This is a genomic window from Pseudomonas putida (assembly GCF_028682175.1).
In the GTDB taxonomy this organism is placed as follows: Bacteria; Pseudomonadota; Gammaproteobacteria; order Pseudomonadales; family Pseudomonadaceae; genus Aquipseudomonas; species Aquipseudomonas putida_AD.
Genome location: NZ_JANHKS010000038.1, coordinates 27,257 through 47,847, shown reverse-complemented (window position 1 = coordinate 47,847; position 20,591 = coordinate 27,257). Strand labels below are relative to the sequence as shown.

Below are 20,591 nucleotides of genomic sequence, written 5' to 3'. Positions count from 1 at the left end.
GCCAGAGCAGCCAACGGAAAATCATCATGTGTGCCCGCTTCGGCGCAAGCCTCATTTCGGATAAAGCGGCGGCAGGCTGTCTGCGCCGTTGGCTTCTACCGGTTTTTCGACGGCAGGCAAGGCCTTGACCGCTTTCCATAAATCTTCGCCCAGCCACAGCTTGCCGGTTTCGCTGTAGAGCGCGCCGTTGAGGCCGTCCAGTGCGTCGGACAGCGGCACGAAGCGCGCGGCCATGTCGGCCAGGGTTTCCGGCTGCTGGCGGGCCCAGGCGTCGAGGGCCTGGCGGGTTGCTTGTGGATCGTTGGCAAGGCTTGCGCGCTTGAGATCGTCCAGCACGGTACGCGGGCTTGGGCCGGTCTGCGCGGCGCGGGCGACGGCCGGTTGCGAACGGGCGCGCCACCATAATGAGAAACCCAACAGCGTGGTGAATGCCAGCAGCACGGTGCTCAACTGCCACGGCCACACCGGCGGCCCGATCAGGCTGCCACTGGCGCCGTCGCTCACCGGCATGTCCACCGCCAGCGCCGGGTTGGTGCTGACTTGCAGGGTGCGGGCGGGCAGGGCGCTGTGCTCCAGATGATCTTCCAGGGTGTTCCACCACACCAGGTCCACCGCCGGAATGTCGATGGCGCCGGGACGGTTCGGCACCAGTGCCACACGCTCTTCACGGGTGCCCACCAGCCCGCGCTCGCCGGCCTGGTTGCTCAACTGCGGTTGATCCGGATACCGCCGCAGCGCGCTGACTTCCGAAGCAGGCAGGGGCGGCAGTTGCGCGCTGGACAGGCCCTCGGCAGTAATGACCAGGGTGCGGGTCAGCGAATCGCCAATCTGCACATGGGCAGGGTCCGGGTTCCAGTCTTCGCTCAGGCTGATGCTGCGCGCAGGAAGCCATGGCGTGTTGGCCGGGTAATGGGCCGGCTGCGGCTTGACCTTAAGCGCCAGTGGCAGGGAGGTCACGCGCATCAGCTTGCCGGGCTTCGGACTGGTGGCCACCGCAGGCTGGCTGGTGGCGGCGGCCTGGGTTTCCGGAATGTCCTGGACCATGGTGGCGCTGAATTCCTGGGCCGGAATGGTCATGTCGCCGCTCTGTTGTGGGTAGAGCGCATAACGCATTTCGATCACACCATGGCGAACGCCGTTGATCTGCTTCTCGTAGGTGCGAGTGTCGCCGAGTTTCTCGATGCGCGCGTCAGGCACCTGCAGCGGCGTCAGGTTGCTGTCGTCGAACAGCGACACCGAGTGATAGATGCGCACCGTCAGCACGGCCTGGGCCTGCACGTAGACGGTGTCCTGATCCAGGCTGGCTTCCATGAACACCGGCGCCAGTTTCTGTTCCTGCGCCTGCGACTGTTCGACCTCCACCACCTGCAGGGCGATGGGCTGGCTGACCAGCTCGCCGAGCTTGAGCGATGGAATCTCGATGGAGCCGCTGTGGCGCGGCATCAGGGTGATCAGCCAGCGGGTGGTGGCGTGAACGTTGCCTTCCAGGGTGGTCAGGCTATTGAGCTGGCGCGTGTCGCGCACCTCGAAATCGGTATCCAGCGCGCTCATGTCCGGCTTGCCGAACAGGGTCGCGTCGTCGGATTCCAGGGTCAGTTCCACTGTTTCACCGGTGTTGATCCGGGTGCGGTCGACACTGGCCTGCAAGGTCGCCGCAGGCTCGTCGGCCCACGCCACGAGGGCGAACAGGCACAGCAGCCAGACGATTACCACCCTGTGCACACGACTCATTTGGCCTTTTCCTGATGTTGCTGCTGTTCGTACCAGAATTTGCGTCGCAGCAGCTCGCCGGGTTCGTCCGGGATCTGCCGCAACCATTGTTCGAGCGCTTGCCGCTGTTCGGCGTTGATCTGGGTGTCGGCCGGACGGCTGGGGGCCCGGGTGGGCTCGTCGGCGTCGGGGGATGCGTCCGGCGCCTGGGCGTTGCCCGAAAACTGCGGGGCGTTGCTTGCGTTGTTGTCTTCGCTGGCCGGGCTCTGGGCCTGCTGGTTGCTCTGCTGTTGCTCGGCCTCGCCGGTCTGCGACTTGCCGGCGTCGTCCTCGCTTTCGGTCTTGCCTTCGCTGGCGTCTTCCAGCGCGGCCTGCCTGTTCTGCTCGATGAGCTGCTCGACCAGCGCCTTGTTGGTGGCTGCTGCCGTGAAATCCGCTTGACGCTCCAACGCCTGTTCATAGGCATCGACGGCCGCTTCCAGTTCGCCGCTCCTGGCCAGCGCATTGCCCCGATTGTAATGGTCGGTCGCGGTGTTGCCCTGGGCGAAGCGCTGGGCGGCGCCGGCGTAATCCCCGGCCTCATAGAGGGCAATGCCTTGCCACTGGATGTTCTCGAAATGCCGGGCGGCCTCAGCGGGGCGATGACGTTGCAGCAGGTGCTGGCCCTGTTGGTCCGGGCGCCGCCACAGGTCATCGAAGTCGAAAGCATAGCTGTGTTGCGGAATCGCCATCAGCAGCGGCAGGCACAACACCCAGCCACGGCGCCCGGCGCAGGCGGCCAGCAGCAACAGCGGCAACAACAGCCAGTAACCCTGATCGGCCCAAGTGTCGAGCTGAACGGTGCGGCCCATGCTGCGCAGTTCGGTCGGTGCCTGGAGCAGGCCCAGTTCGCGCAGGTCGGCATCGACCAGTTGCAACTGGGTGTACTGGCCGCCCAGGCTTTCGGCGAAATCCTTGAGGCTGGTGCTTTCCAGGCGTGGCACCAGAATTCCGCCCTGGGCATCCTTGAGGAACCCGCCTTTTTCCTGAGCCACCGGCGCGCCCTCTGCGGTGCCGACGCCCAGCATCAGCCATTGCGGTGGGTGGTCGGTCATGGCCTGGCGAATGCCCTGACGCTCGGCTTCGGTCAGTGACGAGCCAATCCACAGTAACCGGCCCTGGCCCAGGTCGCCCTGCTTGAGCAGGTCACGGGCCTTGAGCACCGCAAGGTCGGCGCGCTGGCCGCTCTCGGGCATGATCGACGGCTTGATCGCGTCCAGCAGGTTCTTGCTGGTGGTCAGGTCGTCGGACAGCGGCACCAGCGTGTGGGCGCTGCCGGCGTAGACGATGATCGCGGTTTGCGAATCGCTGCGCAGTTGCAGCAGGTCCAGCAGCTTGCGCCGTGCCTGTTCAAGGCGAGTGGGCGGGCTGTCGGCGGCGAGCATTTCCGGCGTCAATTCCATCAGCACGACCAAGGGGTCCACCGGTTTCTGGCTGGTCTGTTCGACGCGCTGCCAGCTCGGCCCGATCAGGGCCAGCAGGGCCAGCAGCCAGCCTAACGCCAGCGCGACCCACGGCAACTTGCTCTCCCGACCGCTGCCGCCGCTGAGCAATACCGAGTGGAAGGCGCTGGGCAGAATCATCTGCCAGCGGCCCACGCGTTTTTGCCGGTGCCACAGGCGCCAGATCAGCCAGCCCAGCAACGGCAGCAACAACAGCCACCAAGGGCGCAGAACGTGAGGCCAGAAGGCAAAGAAGGTCGGGCTCATCGACGCCTCCGCAAGCGCTTGAAACGCTGGCGCCATTGCGGGCCCTGATGCAGCACCGGCTGGCGTGCGAGGAAGCGATAGAGCGGGTTGTGCGGCCAGCGCTCGTGAATCACCAAGAGGACGCTCAGCAGCAGGGCCATCGCCAGCGGCCAGTCGTAGAGCGCCACGGCCGGCCGGGCCTGGGTGGGCTGCTGTGCCACCGGTTCCAGGGTGTCGAGGGCCTTGCCGATGTTTTTCAGCTGCTCGCCGTCCCGGGCGCGGAAATACTGGCCACCGGTGATCTCGGCGATTTCCTTGAGCGCGGGTTCGTCCAGGTCCAGGCTCGGGTTCAGGCCCAGGATGCTGGTGGCGCCCTTGTCGGGGTCGGCGCCGATGCCGATCGGGTAGATTTTCACGCCTTCACCGGCGGCCAGCCGCGCCGCCGTGGCGGGGTCGATCTGGCCGGCGTTGTTGGCACCGTCGGTGACCAGAATCAGCACGCGACTCTGGGCCGGGCGCGAACGCAGGCGTTTGAGGGCAAGGCCAATGGCGTCGCCGATGGCGGTGTTCTTGCCGGCGATACCGATGCGCGCTTCATCCAGCCAGACCCGCACGGTCTTGCGGTCGAAGGTCAGCGGTGCTTGCAGGTAAGCCTGGCTGCCGAACAGGATCAAGCCCACGCGGTCGCCCTGGCGATGTTCGAGGAAGTCGCCCAGCAACTGTTTGACCAGGGTCAGGCGGCTGACCTCATCGCTCTGCCAGACCATGTCCGGGTAGTCCATCGAGCCGGATACGTCCACCGCCACCAGCAGGTCGCGACCGCTGGCGGCTACCGGCAGCGGCTCCCCCAGCCACTGCGGGCGAGCCGCAGCCACCAGCAGCAACAGCCACAGGGTGACGAAAGGCAACTGCCGCCGCCAGCCCGGCAGGTGGGCGCGGGCACGACGCCCGGCCAGGCCTTCCAGCTCGTTGAGAGAGCTGACCTTGAGGGCGGCCTCGCCACTGTCGGCCACCGGCAACACGAAGCGCAGCAGCCACGGCAGCGGCAGCAGGGCGAAGACCCATGGCCAGCCGAACTCAAACATGTTTGCGAATCCAGGTCTCGACCGATTGCGTCAGGCCGGTAATGGCCTTGTCGTCGAGTTTGCATTCGGGCTTGTAGGCGCCTTCCACAAGGATCATCCAGCGTGTCAGGCCGGCAGCCGGGCAGCGGTTGTCGAGAAACGCCAGCCATTTTCGGCCATTGAGGGTGTGGCTTTGGCTGTAGGGGTAGTGGTTGCGGCACAGGCGTTTGAGCAGACCGTTGATCTGTTGCAGCCAGGCGCCGGCGGGCGCGCCGTCGTAGGGTTTGGGCAGTTGCGCCAGTTCCAGCAGCGCGGCCTGGCGCAACGGGTCCAGCGGCGGCTCGGCGCTTTCGGCGCGGGCCTTTTTCGGCAGCAGCACCCGCGCCCGCCACAGGCCGTAACCCAGTACCGGCAGCAGAATCAGCAGCAGCCACCAGCCGGGCGCTGGCGGCCAGAAGCCCACAGGCTCGGGGCGGATCATCGGCTGCAACTGGTCCAGCAGGCTCATTTGGGTTTTACCGGGCGCTGTTCGTTCAGGTAGTCGCGCAACTGCTCGACCATCTCCTGCTGGGTGCTCAGGGGAATCATCAGCACCCGCAGTTTCTGCGCCAGCAACTCCCAGCGCGCCTGACGGGCTTCGCTTTGAGCGCGGTAGGTCTGGCGCAGGTCCGGGTTGAGGGTGTCCAGTTCCAGTTGCGCGCCACGGTCGGCGAAGCGCAGCAGGCCGGCGGCGGGCAGGGCGTGATCCAGCGGGTCCGACAGCGGCAACAGCAACAGGTCGCAATGCCGGGAGAGCAGGGCCAGTTGTTGCTCGGCGGAGTCCGACAGCGTGCGCTCATCGCACAGTATGAACACCAGGCTGCCGGGCCGCAGCACTTCCCGGGCGCGTCGCAGGGCCACGCCGAAGGAGTCGCGATCGTCCACCGCCTCGGTGTGCAAGGACTGGTTGACCCGCACCAGGCGGTTGAGCAGTTGCAACAGGCTCTGCTTGCTGCGCCGCGGCTTGATTTCGTAGTGCTGGTTGTCACCGAACACCAGCCCGCCGACCCGGTCGTTGTGGCCCAGCGCGGCCCAGCCGATCAGCGCGGCGGCCTGGGCGGCCAGCACCGACTTGAACATCAGCCCCGAGCCGAAGAACAGGCGGCGGCTCTGCTCGACCATGATGAAGATGGGCCGTTCGCGTTCTTCGTGAAACAGTTTGGTGTGGGGTTCCTGGGTGCGGGCCGTGACGCGCCAGTCGATGGTGCGCACGTCGTCGCCGGCCTGGTACACCCGCACCTGGTCGAAGTCCACGCCACGTCCGCGCAGCTTGGAATGGTGCAGGCCGATCAGCGGGCTGCGCCGGCCGGGGGACGAGAACAGTTGCACTTCCCGCACGCGGTGGCGCATCTCGATCAGCTCGGCGAGGCTGATGCGGATGCCCGGTTGGGAAATCAGATAGGGTTGCATGGGGTCAGGCGACGGCAACGACGTCGAGAATGCGCTGGATCACGCGGTCCTGGTCGATGCCTGCCGCTTCCGCTTCGAAGGACAGGATGATGCGATGGCGCAGCACGTCGAAGACCATCGCCTGGATGTCTTCGGGGCTGACGAAGTCGCGGCCGGCGAGCCAGGCGTGGGCCCGGGCGCAGCGGTCAAGGGAGATCGAGCCACGGGGGCTGGCGCCATAGCCGATCCACTCGGCAAGTTCGGCGTCGAACTTGGCCGGAGTGCGGGTGGCCATGACCAGTTGGACGAGGTATTCCTCCACCGCATCGGCCATGTACAAGCCGAGGATTTCCTTGCGCGCAGCGAAGATCGCCTGCTGGCTCACCCTTCGTTCGGGCTTGGTTTCGCCGTTCAGCGCTTCGCCGCGGGCCTGTTGCAGGATCTTGCGTTCGACGGTGGCGTCGGGGAAGCCGATCTTGACGTGCATCAGGAAGCGGTCGAGCTGGGCTTCGGGCAGCGGGTAGGTGCCTTCCTGCTCGATGGGGTTTTGCGTGGCCATCACCAGAAACAGCGGCGACAGATCATAGGTGCTACGGCCCACGCTGACCTGGCGCTCGGCCATGGCTTCCAGCAGCGCCGATTGCACCTTGGCCGGTGCCCGGTTGATTTCGTCCGCCAGCACCAGGTTGTGGAAGATCGGCCCCTGCTGGAACACGAAGCTGCCGGTTTCCGGGCGGTAGATCTCGGTACCGGTGATGTCGGCGGGCAGCAGGTCAGGGGTGAACTGGATGCGGTGGAACTGCGCCTCGATGCCCTCGGCCAGTTCCTTGATCGCCTTGGTCTTGGCCAGGCCCGGAGCGCCTTCGACCAGCATGTGGCCATCGGCAAGCAGCGCGATCAACAGGCGCTCGACCAGTTTCTCCTGCCCCAGAATCTGAGTGGAGAGAAAGGTTCGCAGCGCGATCAACGCTTCACGATGTTCCATCGATGACGGTTCCTGACAGGTACGCAGCGGCGCCAAGACGGCACCGAAGCTGGGGGCGTTACTTTAATCCATCCGAGGGTGCGGCGACTAATCGGCCAAGGGGTTTTTTCAGTGTTTGGCGCTGTTTACCGGGCAAAAACCAGAATTGTCTTACAGGTTACGGGTTTTCTCCCTGTGCCGGCCTGGAGCGAGTGTCACAAGGCGCAGGGAATCAGCCGATTTCGCTGACGTAGGTGCCGACATCCTTGAGGATGATCCTTAGCGTGGCGTCCAGTTCGGCCAGCTCGCCCTCAGGGGTGGTGTGGTCGATGTCGAAGCTGTGCTCGCCGCCGAAAGGCTGGGCGTCGGCCGCATCGACCTGCACGCTGAGCCGGGTGGCAGAAAGGGTGACTTTCAGATTCGATTCGACATGGATGGTGTCATCGCGAAAGGTGATGTCCACTTCATCCTCATCCGGAAAGCGCGCCAGCAGGAACAGGTCGCCGTTGTCGCCATGGCAGCAGACCAGCGCCATGTCGTCTTCTTCTTCATCGCAGGGGTTGTAGATGAAGCTGTCGGTGGTCATGTGCATGGTGTGCATCCTGTGGTTCGGTTCGGGACAAGCTTTGATTTTGCCAGCCCTGCATGAATTTAGCTCTCCATCTATAACTATTCCTGTTCGGCATGGGCCATGCCGGATGGCAACCCGATGTCCGAGTATGTCGCAGCCCTGCAAGCCACTCGGGGTTGCTCTCGTTAAGCTTCGCAGCAGATGAACGGACGTGCGGCCAGTTGCCGCACCCAGGTTCACTCGGGGGGCATTGTGACTACGCGCACACGACGAGCGTTACTACAAGGGCATGTGTGCATGAATTCATCGTTGTCACGATTTGCTGACTATCATCGATCAGACGCGAAACTGACACGCAGACACACATGAACGACCCCGAAACACGCATCTCTCCTATATAAAAGCCAAGCCAAGCGGAGTATCACAGATGGCGTTCTTCACCGCAGCCAGCAAGTCCGACTTCCAGCACCAACTGCGAGCGGCACTGGCCCAGCACATCAGCGAACAGGCACTGCCACAAGTGGCGCTGTTCGCCGATCAGTTCTTCGGCATCATCTCTCTGGACGAACTCACCCAGCGCAGGCTTTCCGACCTTGCCGGTTGCACCCTGTCTGCCTGGCGCCTGCTCGAGCGTTTCGAGCACGGCACCCCGCAGGTACGCGTGTACAACCCTGATTACGAGCGTCACGGCTGGCAATCCACCCATACCGCCGTTGAAGTGCTGCACCACGACCTGCCGTTCCTGGTGGATTCGGTGCGTACCGAGCTGAACCGCCGCGGCTACAGCATCCACACCCTGCAGACCACCGTGCTGAGCGTGCGTCGCGATGCCAAGGGCCAACTGCTCGAAGTGCTGCCAAAGGGCACCCTGGGCGAGGGCGTGCTGCAAGAATCGCTGATGTACCTGGAGATCGACCGTTGCGCCAACGCTGCCGAACTCAACGTGCTGGCACGCGAGCTGGAGCAGGTACTGGGCGAGGTGCGGGTTGCAGTAGAAGACTTCCTGCCGATGAAAGCCAAGGTCAATGACCTGCTGGCGAGCATCGATGCCACTGAATATGCCGTCGATCCGGACGAGAAGGCCGAGGTCAAGGTGTTCCTCGAGTGGCTGGTGAACAACCATTTCACCTTCCTGGGCTACGAAGAATTCACCGTCGATGGCGACGGCGAAGGTGGCCAGCTGACCTACGATCCGGCCTCGTTCCTGGGCCTGACCAAACTGCTGCGCGCAGGCCTCACCCCTGAAGACCTGCACATCGAAGGCTATGCGGTGAACTACCTGCATGAGCCGACCCTGCTGTCCTTTGCCAAGGCCGCGCACCCAAGCCGCGTGCACCGTCCGGCGTACCCTGACTACGTGTCGATCCGCATGATCGACGCCAGCGGCAAGGTCATCAAGGAATGCCGTTTCATGGGCCTGTACACCTCTTCGGTGTATGGCGAAAGCGTGCGCAACATCCCGTACATCCGCCGCAAGGTCGCCGAAGTCGAGCGCCGTTCCGGTTTCGACGCCAAGGCGCACCTGGGCAAGGAACTGGCCCAGGTCGTTGAAGTGCTGCCGCGCGACGACCTGTTCCAGACCCCGGTGGACGAGCTGTTCACCACCGTCATGTCCATCGTGCAGATCCAGGAGCGCAACAAGATCCGCGTGTTCCTGCGCAAGGATCCGTACGGGCGTTTCTGCTACTGCCTGGCCTATGTGCCGCGTGACATCTACTCCACCGAAGTGCGCCAGAAGATCCAGCAGGTATTGATGGAGCGCCTGAAGGCCAGCGACTGCGAGTTCTGGACCTTCTTCTCCGAGTCGGTGCTGGCGCGCGTGCAGTTGATTCTTCGCGTTGACCCCAAAGTCACCCTGGACATCGACCCGCAACAACTGGAAAACGAAGTCATCCAGGCCTGCCGTTCGTGGAACGACGACTACGCAAGCCTGGTTGTCGAAAGCTTCGGCGAAGCCCAGGGCACCAACGTGCTGGCCGACTTCCCGAAAGGCTTTCCGGCAGGCTACCGCGAGCGTTTCGCCGCGCACTCGGCCGTGGTCGACATGCAGCATGTGCTGAATCTGTCCGAAGCCAAGCCGCTGGTCATGAGCTTCTATCAGCCGCTGTCGGGCGACAAGGCGCAGCTGCACTGCAAGCTGTACCACGCCGACACCCCGCTGGCGCTGTCCGACGTGCTGCCGATCCTGGAAAACCTCGGCCTGCGCGTGCTGGGCGAATTCCCGTATCGCCTGCGTCACACCAATGGTCGCGAGTTCTGGATTCATGACTTCGCCTTCACCTACGCCGAAGGCCTGAACCTGGATCTGCAGCAGCTCAACGACACGTTCCAGGATGCGTTCGTGCACATCGTGCGCGGCGACGCCGAGAACGATGCGTTCAACCGCCTGGTCCTGACCGCCGGCCTGCCGTGGCGCGACGTGGCGCTGCTGCGTGCCTACGCCCGTTACCTCAAGCAGATTCGTCTGGGCTTCGACCTGGGCTACATCGCCAGCACACTGAACAACCACGCCGACATCGCCCGTGAGCTGACCCGTCTGTTCAAGACCCGCTTCTACCTGGCGCGCAAGCTGTCCGGTGGCGATCTGGACGACATGCAACAGCGTCTGGAAACCGCGATTCTCTCGGCGCTGGACGATGTCCAGGTGCTCAACGAAGACCGCATCCTGCGTCGTTACCTTGACCTGATCAAGGCGACCATGCGCACCAACTTCTACCAGACCGACGCCAACGGCCAGAACAAGAGCTACTTCAGCTTCAAGTTCAACCCACGCCTGATCCCCGAGCTGCCCAAGCCGGTGCCGAAGTTCGAAATCTTCGTCTATTCGCCGCGCGTCGAAGGCGTGCACCTGCGTTTCGGCAATGTCGCCCGCGGTGGCCTGCGCTGGTCGGACCGCGAAGAAGACTTCCGTACCGAAGTGCTGGGCCTGGTAAAAGCCCAGCAGGTGAAGAACTCGGTCATCGTGCCTGTGGGTGCCAAAGGTGGCTTCCTGCCACGTCGCCTGCCGACCACCGGCACCCGCGACGAGATTCAGGCCGAAGCGATCGCCTGCTACCGCATCTTCATTTCCGGCCTGCTGGACATCACCGACAACCTGAAAGAAGGCGCGCTGGTACCGCCGGCCAACGTCGTACGTCATGACGACGATGACCCGTACCTGGTGGTGGCAGCGGACAAGGGCACCGCGACCTTCTCCGACATCGCCAACGGCATCGCCATCGACTATGGCTTCTGGCTGGGCGACGCGTTCGCCTCCGGTGGCTCGGCCGGTTACGACCACAAGAAGATGGGCATCACCGCCAAGGGCGCGTGGGTCGGCGTGCAGCGCCACTTCCGCGAGCGCGGCATCAATGTCCAGCAGGACAGCATCAGCGTGATCGGCGTCGGCGACATGGCCGGTGACGTATTCGGCAACGGCCTGTTGATGTCCGACAAGCTGCAACTGGTGGCCGCGTTCAACCACCTGCACATCTTCATCGATCCGAATCCGGACCCGGCGACCAGCTTCGCCGAGCGTCAGCGCCTGTTCGACCTGCCGCGTTCGGCCTGGACCGACTACGACGCCAGCATCATGTCCGAAGGCGGCGGTATCTTCCCGCGCAGCCTGAAGAGCATCACCATCACCCCGCAGATGAAAGAGCGCTTTGACATCAGCGCTGACAAACTGACCCCGACCGAGCTGATGCACGCATTGCTCAAGGCGCCGGTGGATCTGCTGTGGAACGGCGGTATCGGCACCTACGTCAAGGCCAGCTCCGAGAGCCACGCCGATGTGGGCGACAAGGCCAACGACGCCCTGCGCGTCAATGGCAACCAGCTGCGCTGCAAGGTGGTGGGCGAGGGCGGCAACCTGGGCATGACCCAACTGGGTCGCGTCGAGTTCGGCCTGCTGGGCGGCGCCACCAACACCGACTTCATCGACAACGCCGGTGGCGTGGACTGCTCCGACCACGAAGTGAACATCAAGATCCTGCTCAACGAAGTGGTGCAGGCCGGCGACATGACCGAGAAGCAGCGCAACCTGCTGCTCGAAAGCATGACCGACGAAGTGGGCAATCTGGTACTCGGCAACAACTACAAGCAGACGCAAGCCCTGTCGCTGGCGGCCCGTCGTGCCTACGAGCGGATTGCCGAATACAAGCGCCTGATGAACGACCTGGAGTCCCGTGGCAAGCTGGACCGCGCCATCGAGTTCCTCCCGGCCGAGGACCAGCTGTCCGAGCGCATCGCCGAGCAGAAAGGCCTGTCCCGCGCCGAACTGTCGGTGCTGATCTCCTACAGCAAGATCGACCTCAAGGAAGCGCTGCTCGAATCCCGCGTGCCGGACGACGACTACCTGGCCCGCGACATGGAAACCGCCTTCCCGCCGTCCCTGGGCGCGAAGTTCTCCGAATCCATGCGTCGCCACCGTCTGAAGCGGGAAATCGTCAGCACCCAGATCGCCAACGACCTGGTCAACCACATGGGCATCACCTTCGTGCAGCGGCTCAAGGAGTCGACCGGCATGAGCGCTGCCAACGTGGCCGGTGCCTACGTGATCGTGCGTGACATCTTCCACCTGCCGCACTGGTTCCGTCAGATCGAGGCTTTGGACTACAAGGTTTCCGCTGAAATCCAGTTGGCATTGATGGATGAGCTGATGCGCCTGGGTCGCCGTGCCACCCGCTGGTTCCTGCGCAGCCGTCGCAACGAACTGGACGCTGCCCGTGACGTCGCCCACTTCGGTCCGCACCTGGCGGCACTGGGGCTGAAGCTCGACGAACTGCTGGAAGGCCCGCCACGTGAAGTCTGGCAGGCGCGTTATCAGGAATACGTCGAGGCTGGCGTACCTGAGCTGTTGGCCCGCATGGTCGCTGGCACCACGCACCTGTACACGCTGCTGCCGATCATCGAGGCGTCCGACGTGACTGGCCAGAATGCCGCCGACGTGGCCAAGGTCTACTTCGCACTGGGCAGCTCGCTGGACATCACCTGGTATCTGCAACAGATCAGCGCCCTGCCAGTGGAAAACAACTGGCAGGCCCTGGCCCGCGAAGCCTTCCGCGACGATGTCGACTGGCAACAGCGCGCCATCACCGTGTCCGTCCTGCAAATGCCGAACGGTCCGGAAAACGTGGAAGAGCGCCTGAGCCTGTGGCTGGAGCAGCATTCGGCGATGGTCGAGCGCTGGCACGCGATGCTGGTTGAACTGCGTGCAGCGAGTGGTAATGACTACGCGATGTATGCGGTGGCGAACCGGGAGCTGCTGGATCTGGCCATGAGTGGGCAGACTGCGGTGGTTTGATGGTTTAGTGGTTGGTTGAACGAAAAGCCCCGCATTTTGAGATGCGGGGTTTTTTTTGTGCCTGGCTTGAGGGCGCTACATGGATGCCCTTCGGGCGCATCGCGAGCAAGCTCACTCCTACATTTTTTGCAACGTGCCGCGGTCTGACAGGCCCCGTTGTCTGCCTTGTGCTTTCGCTTGAGATCCAGAGCCATGCACCAAGGCTCACCACTCGGTCCCACAGGCCATGGTACGTTGCAAAAAATGTAGGAGTGAGCTTGCTCGCGATAGGCCCGAAGGGCATCCATGTAGCGCCCTCGAGTGAACCCAATCCCATAAAAAAACCCCGCCAGAAGCGGGGTTTTTTTGACGCCTTACTACGATCTTACGCTTGAACAACCGGGATGTTGGCGTTCGCTGCGGATTCACGGAACTCGGCGATCTGGTCGAAGCTCAGGTAGCGGTAGACATCGGCAGACATGCTGTCGATCTTGCTCGCGTATTCCATGTACTCCTCGACGGTCGGCAGGCGACCCAGGATCGATGCCACGGACGCCAGCTCAGCCGAAGCCAGGTAGACGTTCGCGCCGTCGCCCAGACGGTTCGGGAAGTTACGGGTCGAGGTCGATACCACGGTCGCGTTCGGGTTCACACGTGCCTGGTTACCCATGCACAGCGAGCAGCCCGGCATTTCCATGCGTGCGCCAGCCTTGCCGTAGATGCCGTAGTAGCCTTCTTCGGTCAGTTGGTGCGCGTCCATCTTGGTCGGCGGCGACAGCCACAGACGGGTTGGCAGCTGGCCTTTGACCTGGTCGAGCAACTTGCCGGCAGCGCGGAAGTGACCGATGTTGGTCATGCACGAGCCGATGAACACTTCGTCGATCTTCTCGCCAGCGACGCTGGACAGCAGACGGGCGTCGTCCGGGTCGTTCGGCGCGCAGAGCACAGGCTCCTTGACGTCGGCCAGGTCGATCTCGATGACTTCGGCGTATTCAGCGTCCTTGTCGGCTTCCAGCAGCTCGGGATTGGCAATCCAGGCTTCCATCGCCTTGGCGCGACGCTCCAGGGTGCGTGGGTCGCCGTAGCCTTCCGCAATCATCCAGCGCAGCAGGGTGATGTTGGAGTTCAGGTATTCGGCGATCGACTCTTTGGACAGCTTGATGGTGCAACCGGCGGCCGAACGTTCTGCCGAGGCGTCGGACAGTTCGAAGGCTTGTTCGACGGTCAGGCTTTCCAGACCTTCGATCTCCAGGATGCGACCCGAGAAGGCGTTCTTCTTGCCTTTCTTCTCGACGGTCAGCAGGCCTTTCTGGATCGCGTAGTAAGGGATGGCGTGAACCAGGTCACGCAGGGTGACGCCCGGTTGCAGCTTGCCCTTGAAACGGACCAGGATCGATTCCGGCATGTCCAGCGGCATGACGCCGGTGGCAGCGGCGAACGCGACCAGACCGGAACCGGCCGGGAACGAGATGCCGATCGGGAAACGGGTGTGCGAGTCACCACCGGTACCGACGGTGTCCGGCAGCAGCATGCGGTTCAGCCAGCTGTGGATGATGCCGTCGCCCGGACGCAGCGAAACGCCGCCACGGGTCATGATGAAGTCAGGCAGGGTGTGGTGGGTCTTGACGTCGATCGGCTTTGGATAAGCGGCGGTGTGGCAGAAGGACTGCATTACCAGATCAGCGGAGAAGCCCAGGCACGCCAGGTCTTTCAGTTCGTCACGGGTCATGGGACCTGTGGTGTCCTGGGAACCGACGGTGGTCATCTTCGGTTCGCAGTAGGTGCCCGGACGGATACCGTCGGTGCCGCACGCCTTGCCGACCATTTTCTGCGCCAGGGTGAAACCCTTGGTGCTGGCAGCAGGAACTTCAGGCAGCTTGAACAGGGTCGAAGGCGGCAGGCCCAGCTCGGCGCGTGCCTTGCTGGTCAGGCCACGGCCGACGATCAGCGGGATACGGCCACCGGCGCGGACTTCGTCCAGCAGCACAGGGGTCTTCAGTTCGAAAGTGGTGATCACTTCGTCGCTGTCGTGCTTGGTGACTTTGCCTTCGTATGGGTAAACGTCGATCACGTCGCCCATGTTGATGTTCGAGACATCGAATTCGATTGGCAGGGCGCCGGCGTCTTCCATGGTGTTGTAGAAGATCGGGGCGATCTTGCTGCCGAAGCAGAAACCACCTGCGCGCTTGTTCGGCACGTAAGGGATGTCGTCGCCGAAGAACCACAGCACCGAGTTGGTGGCCGATTTACGCGAGGAACCGGTACCGACCACGTCACCGACGTAGGCGATAGGGAAACCCTGGCCGCGCATTTCTTCGATCTGCTTCATCGGGCCGATGGAGCCTTGCACGTCAGGCACGATGCCGTCGCGGGCCATTTTCAGCATGGCCAGGGCGTGCAGCGGGATGTCAGGGCGCGACCAGGCGTCTGGCGCAGGGGACAGGTCGTCGGTGTTGGTTTCGCCGGTGACCTTGAACACGCGCAGGCTGATCTTGTCGGCCAGGGTAGGGCGCTTCTGGAACCATTCGCCGTCAGCCCAGGACTGCAGCACGCCTTGGGCGTGAGCGTTGCCGTTCTTGGCTTTTTCTGCGACGTCGTGGAAGGCGTCGAACATCAGCAGGGTGTGCTTCAGTTGTTCGGCGGCAACCGGTGCCAGCTCGGCATCGTCCAGCAGGTCGACCATGGTCACGATGTTGTAGCCGCCCTGCATGGTGCCGAGCAGTTCTACGGCGCGTTTGCGATCCAGCAGAGGGGAAGAGACTTCGCCCTTGGCCAGAGCGGAAAGGAAACCGGCCTTGACGTAAGCAGCTTCGTCAACTCCCGGTGGAACGCGATTGGTGATCAGGTCAAGCAGGACAGCTTCTTCGCCAGCCGGTGGGTTTTTCAGCAGCTCGACCAGGCCTGCGGTTTGTTCGGCGTTAAGCGGCTGGGGCACGATACCCTGGGCGGCACGCTCTTCGATGTGTTTACGGTAGGCTTCAAGCACAGTATTACCCTCATCAGTGGTCCCAAATGGGTGTCCGGGACGCTCATCCAGAAAAGGTCCGCAGCCGTGCATGTCAAAACTTTTTGAGTTTTTCGGCAGGCAGCTGACGATTTCCAACAGAAGCTGTTTTCAAAGTTTTACGCCTGCATGAGCGGTTCTGAGGAGGGGACGCAGGCGTGGCCTGCGTCGTGAACCGTACTGCCGGGTAGACCTACTGTGCTCGTGACGCTTTGAAAACAGCTTCCAACGGACATTGGCGCCTTAAAAGGCCCGATGATTCTACGGCAAAAAATGGCAGAAGGTAAGTTAGCCCCTACATCTTCAGGGGTGTACCCCGTTAGACAAAGGGCTAACATGCAGGCCTGTTTCGTCCGCTGCCGTGTTTTTCCGCCATGCCCAACCACATCATCAAGACGCCCTGCGTAGGGCTTTGCTCCACTGTCTACGGCGACCTGGTGTGCCGGGGCTGCAAGCGCTTCCATCACGAAGTCATTCACTGGAACGACTATAACGAGGACGAAAAGCGCGCGGTCTGGCTGCGTCTTGAGCAATTGCTGGTGCAGGTGATGACCGCCAAGGTCGAGGTCTTCGATGCAGGCAAGCTGCGCCAGCAACTGGAGCAGCGCAAGATCCGCTTCGTGCCGCAGCAGTCGGAATATTGCTGGGCCTATCAGTTGATCGCCCGTGGCGCGCGGATGATCAACGACCTGGAGGCCTACGGCATGGTGCTGATGCCGGAGTTTCGCGATTGGGGGCTGCCGGAATTGCGCGATGCCATCGATCGGGAATTCTTCCTGCTGTCCGAAGCCCATTACGAGCGCTACATCGCACCGGGGTTTCTCAAGGACGCCATCGGCGGAGCCTGATCCGCAATGCTTGCGTAGCAGCACGGCTTGCCGGCGGGGCGGTGTGTCAGGCAACCCTTTCGGCACAGACACACCGCTCCCGCCGGCAAGCCGTGCTGCTACGGGTACGATGCGGGGCAAGTTGTGTTCAGGCGCGGGCCAGGTGCTCTTCCAGGTGCGCCAGCGATTCTTCGCTCTTGAGCACCAGCACATCACTTTCCAACGAATCGAGGACCACTTCGGCGGTGTTGCCGATCAGCGCGCCGGAAATCCCGGTGCGGCCAACGGTGCCGATCACCGTCACCGCCGCCTGCAAATGATGGGCAGTGAACGGAATCAGCACATCGGCCGGCCCCTCGGCTATGTGCAGGTGAGCGTCGTCGATGCTGAATTCGGTCTGGAAGGCCCTGCACTGCTCGCGGTACTTGCCCTCGATGGTTGAAGACAGCTGATACACAGGGTCCGCCGCCGAGAGCATGGGGGAGGGGTGGGCAGTGATGACGTGCAACTCGCCCTTGGCCACGTCGGCGATGCTGTAGCCGTGCTTGATGATGCTGTAGTGCAGGGCAGTGTGCTCGCCATCGGGATTGCCGACGTCCACCGCCGCCAGGATAGCGCCGCCTTTCCAGGGGCGGTCGGTCTTGACCATCAGCACCGGGCAGGGGCAATAGCGCAACAGTTTCCAGTCGGCAGGCGTCAACAAGGCGCGTTTAAGGGTGCTGTCGGGGAAGTGCTGTTTGATGACCAGGTCCGAGCCTTCCGCTTGCTGGACCTTGACGATGGTCTGGTGAACGCTTTCGTGCCAGTCCTGTTCGGCGGTGACGTTGAAGTCCTCGGCCTGCAGGTCGTGCTTGAGGGTGGTCAGCAGCTCGCTGTGGTCACTTTTCTTGTCACAGATCAACAGATGCAGACTGGCCCCGGTTGCGTGGGCGATCAGGCAGGCGCGTCGCATGGCCAGGCTTTCGACCTTGTCGGTTTCGGCACTGGGTTCGATGGCCACCAGAATCCTGCGAATCGATTGCATGAGCTGATCTCCCTTGAATGACGGCACGCTTGTTTCGACCTGACGGGGCGCTGACTGTTCGCTGTATTGACTATAGTTGCCCGCCGCCAATCGAGCTGCACGGGTTTTGCCGCATCTGAGGCTGGTTCTGGGCGTCCAGCCCCGTATAATGCTGCGCCTTGCCCATACCGCCAGTTGTGACCTTATGCAGATGTATCCAGAAATCGACGCTTTCCTGCTGTGCCCCACCCCGGATAGCTGGGTGCAGGCGGCCATGCGCAATCTGGATATCCTGCTGATCGACCACGCGAACAACGAGAAGAAGGCCGCAGGCGCGGCATTCCAGTTCATGTTCCAGTACAACGACAAGTTCGAGCTGCAGGCCAAGATGTCGCGTCTGGCCCGTGAGGAGCTGCGTCATTTCGAGCAGGTCATCAGCATCATCAAGAAGCGTGGCATTCCCATGGCCAACATCAGTTCGGCCCGCTATGCAGGTTCGTTGCGCAAACTGGTGCGCAATCACAACCCTTACCGCCTGACCGATGCGCTGATCGTCGGTGCCATCGTCGAGGCGCGCTCCTGCGAACGGTTCAGGGCGCTGGTTCCACACCTGGACGAGGACCTGGCCAAGTTCTACGCCAGCCTGCTCAAGTCCGAGGCGCGGCATTTCCAGGATTACCTCAAGCTCGCCTATCTCTATGGCGATGAAGCGGATGTCGACGCCAAGATCGAAGAAGTCCGCCTGGCCGAGCGCGAGCTGATCGAAAGCCCCGATGAGGACTTCCGCTTTCATAGCGGTGTGCCTGCCTGAGGTTTCCTATTTCTGTAGCAGCACGGCTTGCCGGCGGGAGCGGTGTGTCTGTGACGAAATGATCGTCTGACACGCCGCCCCTGCCGGCAAGCCGTGCTGCTACGGGCGTACATCTCTCCCTTCCTTGCATCTGGCGAACCACGTTCGTCCGGAACTCTGCATCTTAAAAATTGTTTCATTGTGTGTTTGCTGCCTAGGCAGTAATATCTGATCCATTCACTGCCTAGGCAGATAATTGGTGACTATCAATGGCTCATTTCACTCCCGAGACGTTCCAGACCAGCCTGCTTGGCATGCTGATCGGCCGCGCTGACTTGTTGAAGAACCGCATTCTGGACAAGCACCTCGAACCCCACGGCCTGACTGCGCAGCAGTTCAAGGTGCTGGTGATCGTGGCGCTGTATGACGCAGAAACCCCGGCCGACCTGTGCCGGGCGCTGTGCCTGGACAGCGGTTCGATGACGCGCATGCTCGACAGGCTGGAACAGAAAGACCTGCTGGTGCGCACCCGTTCCGAGGCGGACCGCCGTCAGGTGCGGTTGGTGCTGACCGACTCGGGCAAGGAAATTGCCGATCTGCTGTCCGAGATAGGTGCCAAGGCGATGAACGAGATGGTCGGTGTCCTGGAAGACAGCGAGCTGGCCATGCTGGAGAAGCTGCTCACCAAGGTACTGGTGGCTGCAGCCGATCCGATCACTATTGCCCGGATTGCCGCACGATGAACATTGCCCTCAAGCACGGCACGGCGTTGCGAACGTCGTTGAGCCTGGTATTTGTTGCACTGGTACTGGCCGGTTGCGCCAACTCCAAAGGCCTGAACACCGAAGGCGTCGGGATCGATGCCAACAGCCTGCAGGCTTCGCAAAGCCTCAAAGGCGTCACCCTGTCGCCGGCCGCCTGGCCACGACGCGACTGGTGGACCAGCCTGGGCGATCCGCAACTCGACGGCATGATTGTCGAGGCCCTGCGCGACAGCCCGGACATGCAGATCGCCGCCGCGCGCACCCACCAGGCCACGGCTGCGGCCTATGGCGCCGATGCCGCGCGTATGCCGACCGTCGATGCCAGCGCCAGCGTAAGCCGCTCGCGCCTGGCCAAGGATCAGGATCCGCTGGGGCAGGGCGGTCGCTACAGCACCCTGCGTAGCCTGGGCGCCAGCTTCAATTACACATTCGACCTGTGGGGCGGGCAGCGTGCTGCCTGGGAAGCCGCGTTGGGCCAGGCCCGTGCCAGCGAAATCGACCAGCGCGCCGCGCAGTTGACCCTCGCCGCCGATGTCGCCCGCGCCTACAGTGATCTGGGCCAGGCCTACATCGTCCGCGATCTGGCCGCCGAAGACCTCAAGCGTACCCGTCAGTTGCTGGAACTGGGCGCCCGCCGCTTCAAGTCCGGCATCGACAGCGAATACCAGTACCAGCAGACCCAGAGCCTGGAAGCCGGTTCGCGCGAGTCGCTGGTGGATGCGGAAAAACGCCTGCGTTCGGCCAAGATCACCCTGGCCGTGCTGATGGGCAAAGGCCCGGACCGTGGTGAAGAACTGGCAAGGCCTGCGGTGCTGAAACCTGCGGTGGTGCAGCTGCCATCCGTGGTGCCTGCCGAGTTGCTCGGTCGTCGCCCGGACCTGGTGGCTGCGCGCTGGCGGGTCGAGGCGGCCAGCAAGGACATCGTCGCCAGCAAGACCAACTTCTATCCGAACCTGAACCTCAGTGCATCGGCTGGAGTCGAGTCTCTGCTGGGCGACGCGATGTTCGGTTCGGCCAGCCGCTTCTTCAATGTGGCGCCGACCGTCTCGTTGCCGATCTTCGATGGCGGTCGCCGTCGCGCCGATCTGGATGCGCGGGATGCCGACTACGACCTCGCGGTCGCGCAGTACAACAAGAGTCTGGTGCGTGCCCTGGGCGATGTCAGCGACAACATCGGCCAGCTGCATTCGATCAGCGGTCAGATCGACGCGCGCCAGCAAGCCACCGACGTGATTCAGAAGTCCTACGACACGGTGGTCACGCGCTATTCATCGGGGATCGGCAACTACCTCGATGTGCTGAGCGTCGAGCAGCAACTGCTGCAATCGCAACGCCAACTGGCTGATCTCAACGCGGAACGAATCGATCTTTCGATCCAGTTGATGCAGGCCCTGGGGGGAGGCTTCGAAGAGAGCAAGCCCGGCGAAAACGCCGCCCCAGCTGTCCCGTCAACTGCTTCGCTGACTCATTAAGGTA

General features: G+C 62.9%; 14 protein-coding genes. 5 read left to right on the top strand and 9 right to left on the bottom strand.

Translation table 11 applies throughout. From position 1 onward, the window contains the following. Positions 1–51: 51 nt before the first annotated feature. The 7 genes from NPS29_RS21830 to NPS29_RS21800 all read right to left on the bottom strand — a co-directional run bounded on the left by NPS29_RS21830 (position 52) and on the right by NPS29_RS21800 (position 7,485). Positions 52–1,731 carry a BatD family protein gene (locus NPS29_RS21830; protein ID WP_274135045.1) on the bottom strand — a complete coding sequence of 560 codons (1,680 nt, stop codon included), beginning with the start codon at positions 1,729–1,731 and terminating at the stop codon, positions 52–54. Next, positions 1,728–3,458 carry a vWA domain-containing protein gene (locus tag NPS29_RS21825; RefSeq protein WP_274135044.1) on the bottom strand — a complete coding sequence of 577 codons (1,731 nt, stop codon included), beginning with the start codon at positions 3,456–3,458 and terminating at the stop codon, positions 1,728–1,730. The genes NPS29_RS21830 and NPS29_RS21825 overlap by 4 nt, the downstream gene beginning before the upstream one ends. Further along, positions 3,455–4,522 carry a vWA domain-containing protein gene (locus tag NPS29_RS21820; RefSeq protein ID WP_274135043.1) on the bottom strand — a complete coding sequence of 356 codons (1,068 nt, stop codon included), beginning with the start codon at positions 4,520–4,522 and terminating at the stop codon, positions 3,455–3,457. The genes NPS29_RS21825 and NPS29_RS21820 overlap by 4 nt, the downstream gene beginning before the upstream one ends. Further along, positions 4,515–5,009 (bottom strand): DUF4381 domain-containing protein, encoded by a 495-nt coding sequence (locus NPS29_RS21815; RefSeq protein ID WP_274135041.1) that lies wholly within the window; start codon positions 5,007–5,009, stop codon positions 4,515–4,517. Before NPS29_RS21815 ends, NPS29_RS21820 begins: the two co-directional genes overlap by 8 nt. Beyond that, the gene (locus tag NPS29_RS21810) at positions 5,006–5,950 is read right to left on the bottom strand and encodes a DUF58 domain-containing protein (protein WP_274135039.1); all 945 of its coding nucleotides are present in this window, start codon (positions 5,948–5,950) and stop codon (positions 5,006–5,008) included. The genes NPS29_RS21815 and NPS29_RS21810 overlap by 4 nt, the downstream gene beginning before the upstream one ends. A gap of 4 nt (positions 5,951–5,954) precedes the next feature. Further along, positions 5,955–6,914 carry an AAA family ATPase gene (locus tag NPS29_RS21805; RefSeq protein ID WP_037013687.1) on the bottom strand — a complete coding sequence of 320 codons (960 nt, stop codon included), beginning with the start codon at positions 6,912–6,914 and terminating at the stop codon, positions 5,955–5,957. 211 nt (positions 6,915–7,125) lie between these two features. After that, a complete protein-coding gene (locus NPS29_RS21800; protein ID WP_274135037.1) occupies positions 7,126–7,485 on the bottom strand; it encodes a hypothetical protein in 360 nt (119 codons plus the stop codon). A gap of 406 nt (positions 7,486–7,891) precedes the next feature. Here NPS29_RS21800 and NPS29_RS21795 point away from each other — a divergent pair, with 406 nt between their 5' ends. Beyond that, positions 7,892–12,748 (top strand): NAD-glutamate dehydrogenase, encoded by a 4,857-nt coding sequence (locus tag NPS29_RS21795; RefSeq protein WP_274135035.1) that lies wholly within the window; start codon positions 7,892–7,894, stop codon positions 12,746–12,748. Between the two features lie 364 nt (positions 12,749–13,112). Here the strand turns inward: NPS29_RS21795 and acnB are convergent, their stop codons facing one another. After that, positions 13,113–15,713, bottom strand: coding sequence for a bifunctional aconitate hydratase 2/2-methylisocitrate dehydratase (gene acnB, locus NPS29_RS21790; RefSeq protein ID WP_274135033.1), 2,601 nt, complete (start codon positions 15,711–15,713; stop codon positions 13,113–13,115). 392 nt (positions 15,714–16,105) lie between these two features. On the opposite strand from acnB, the gene NPS29_RS21785 reads away from it, so the two are divergent. Next, positions 16,106–16,579 carry a DUF1289 domain-containing protein gene (locus NPS29_RS21785; RefSeq protein WP_274135031.1) on the top strand — a complete coding sequence of 158 codons (474 nt, stop codon included), beginning with the start codon at positions 16,106–16,108 and terminating at the stop codon, positions 16,577–16,579. A gap of 127 nt (positions 16,580–16,706) precedes the next feature. On the opposite strand, the gene NPS29_RS21780 is transcribed toward NPS29_RS21785, so the two are convergent. Next, complete coding sequence (locus NPS29_RS21780) at positions 16,707–17,582, bottom strand: universal stress protein (RefSeq protein ID WP_274135030.1); 876 nt, start codon at positions 17,580–17,582, stop codon at positions 16,707–16,709. 184 nt (positions 17,583–17,766) lie between these two features. Between NPS29_RS21780 and NPS29_RS21775 the strand changes: the two genes are divergently transcribed. From NPS29_RS21775 to NPS29_RS21765, 3 genes are all read left to right on the top strand, one after another. Further along, complete coding sequence (locus NPS29_RS21775) at positions 17,767–18,372, top strand: tRNA-(ms[2]io[6]A)-hydroxylase (protein ID WP_274135029.1); 606 nt, start codon at positions 17,767–17,769, stop codon at positions 18,370–18,372. 248 nt (positions 18,373–18,620) lie between these two features. Continuing rightward, positions 18,621–19,094, top strand: coding sequence for a MarR family winged helix-turn-helix transcriptional regulator (locus NPS29_RS21770; protein ID WP_274135028.1), 474 nt, complete (start codon positions 18,621–18,623; stop codon positions 19,092–19,094). Next, positions 19,091–20,587, top strand: coding sequence for an efflux transporter outer membrane subunit (locus NPS29_RS21765; RefSeq protein WP_274135027.1), 1,497 nt, complete (start codon positions 19,091–19,093; stop codon positions 20,585–20,587). The genes NPS29_RS21770 and NPS29_RS21765 overlap by 4 nt, the downstream gene beginning before the upstream one ends. Positions 20,588–20,591 lie beyond the last annotated feature (4 nt).

Bases quoted from the DNA above. Each gene is read 5' to 3' on its own strand.
- NPS29_RS21795 (WP_274135035.1), top strand. From the start codon at position 7,892: ATGGCGTTCTTCACCGCAGCCAGCAAGTCCGACTTCCAGCACCAACTG.
- NPS29_RS21775 (WP_274135029.1), top strand. From the start codon at position 17,767: ATGCAGATGTATCCAGAAATCGACGCTTTCCTGCTGTGCCCCACCCCG.
- NPS29_RS21815 (WP_274135041.1), bottom strand. From the start codon at position 5,009: ATGAGCCTGCTGGACCAGTTGCAGCCGATGATCCGCCCCGAGCCTGTG.
- NPS29_RS21825 (WP_274135044.1), bottom strand. From the start codon at position 3,458: ATGAGCCCGACCTTCTTTGCCTTCTGGCCTCACGTTCTGCGCCCTTGG.
- NPS29_RS21780 (WP_274135030.1), bottom strand. From the start codon at position 17,582: ATGCAATCGATTCGCAGGATTCTGGTGGCCATCGAACCCAGTGCCGAA.
- NPS29_RS21830 (WP_274135045.1), bottom strand. From the start codon at position 1,731: ATGAGTCGTGTGCACAGGGTGGTAATCGTCTGGCTGCTGTGCCTGTTC.
- NPS29_RS21770 (WP_274135028.1), top strand. From the start codon at position 18,621: ATGGCTCATTTCACTCCCGAGACGTTCCAGACCAGCCTGCTTGGCATG.
- NPS29_RS21765 (WP_274135027.1), top strand. From the start codon at position 19,091: ATGAACATTGCCCTCAAGCACGGCACGGCGTTGCGAACGTCGTTGAGC.
- NPS29_RS21810 (WP_274135039.1), bottom strand. From the start codon at position 5,950: ATGCAACCCTATCTGATTTCCCAACCGGGCATCCGCATCAGCCTCGCC.
- NPS29_RS21820 (WP_274135043.1), bottom strand. From the start codon at position 4,522: ATGTTTGAGTTCGGCTGGCCATGGGTCTTCGCCCTGCTGCCGCTGCCG.
- NPS29_RS21800 (WP_274135037.1), bottom strand. From the start codon at position 7,485: ATGCACATGACCACCGACAGCTTCATCTACAACCCCTGCGATGAAGAA.
- NPS29_RS21805 (WP_037013687.1), bottom strand. From the start codon at position 6,914: ATGGAACATCGTGAAGCGTTGATCGCGCTGCGAACCTTTCTCTCCACT.
- NPS29_RS21785 (WP_274135031.1), top strand. From the start codon at position 16,106: ATGCCCAACCACATCATCAAGACGCCCTGCGTAGGGCTTTGCTCCACT.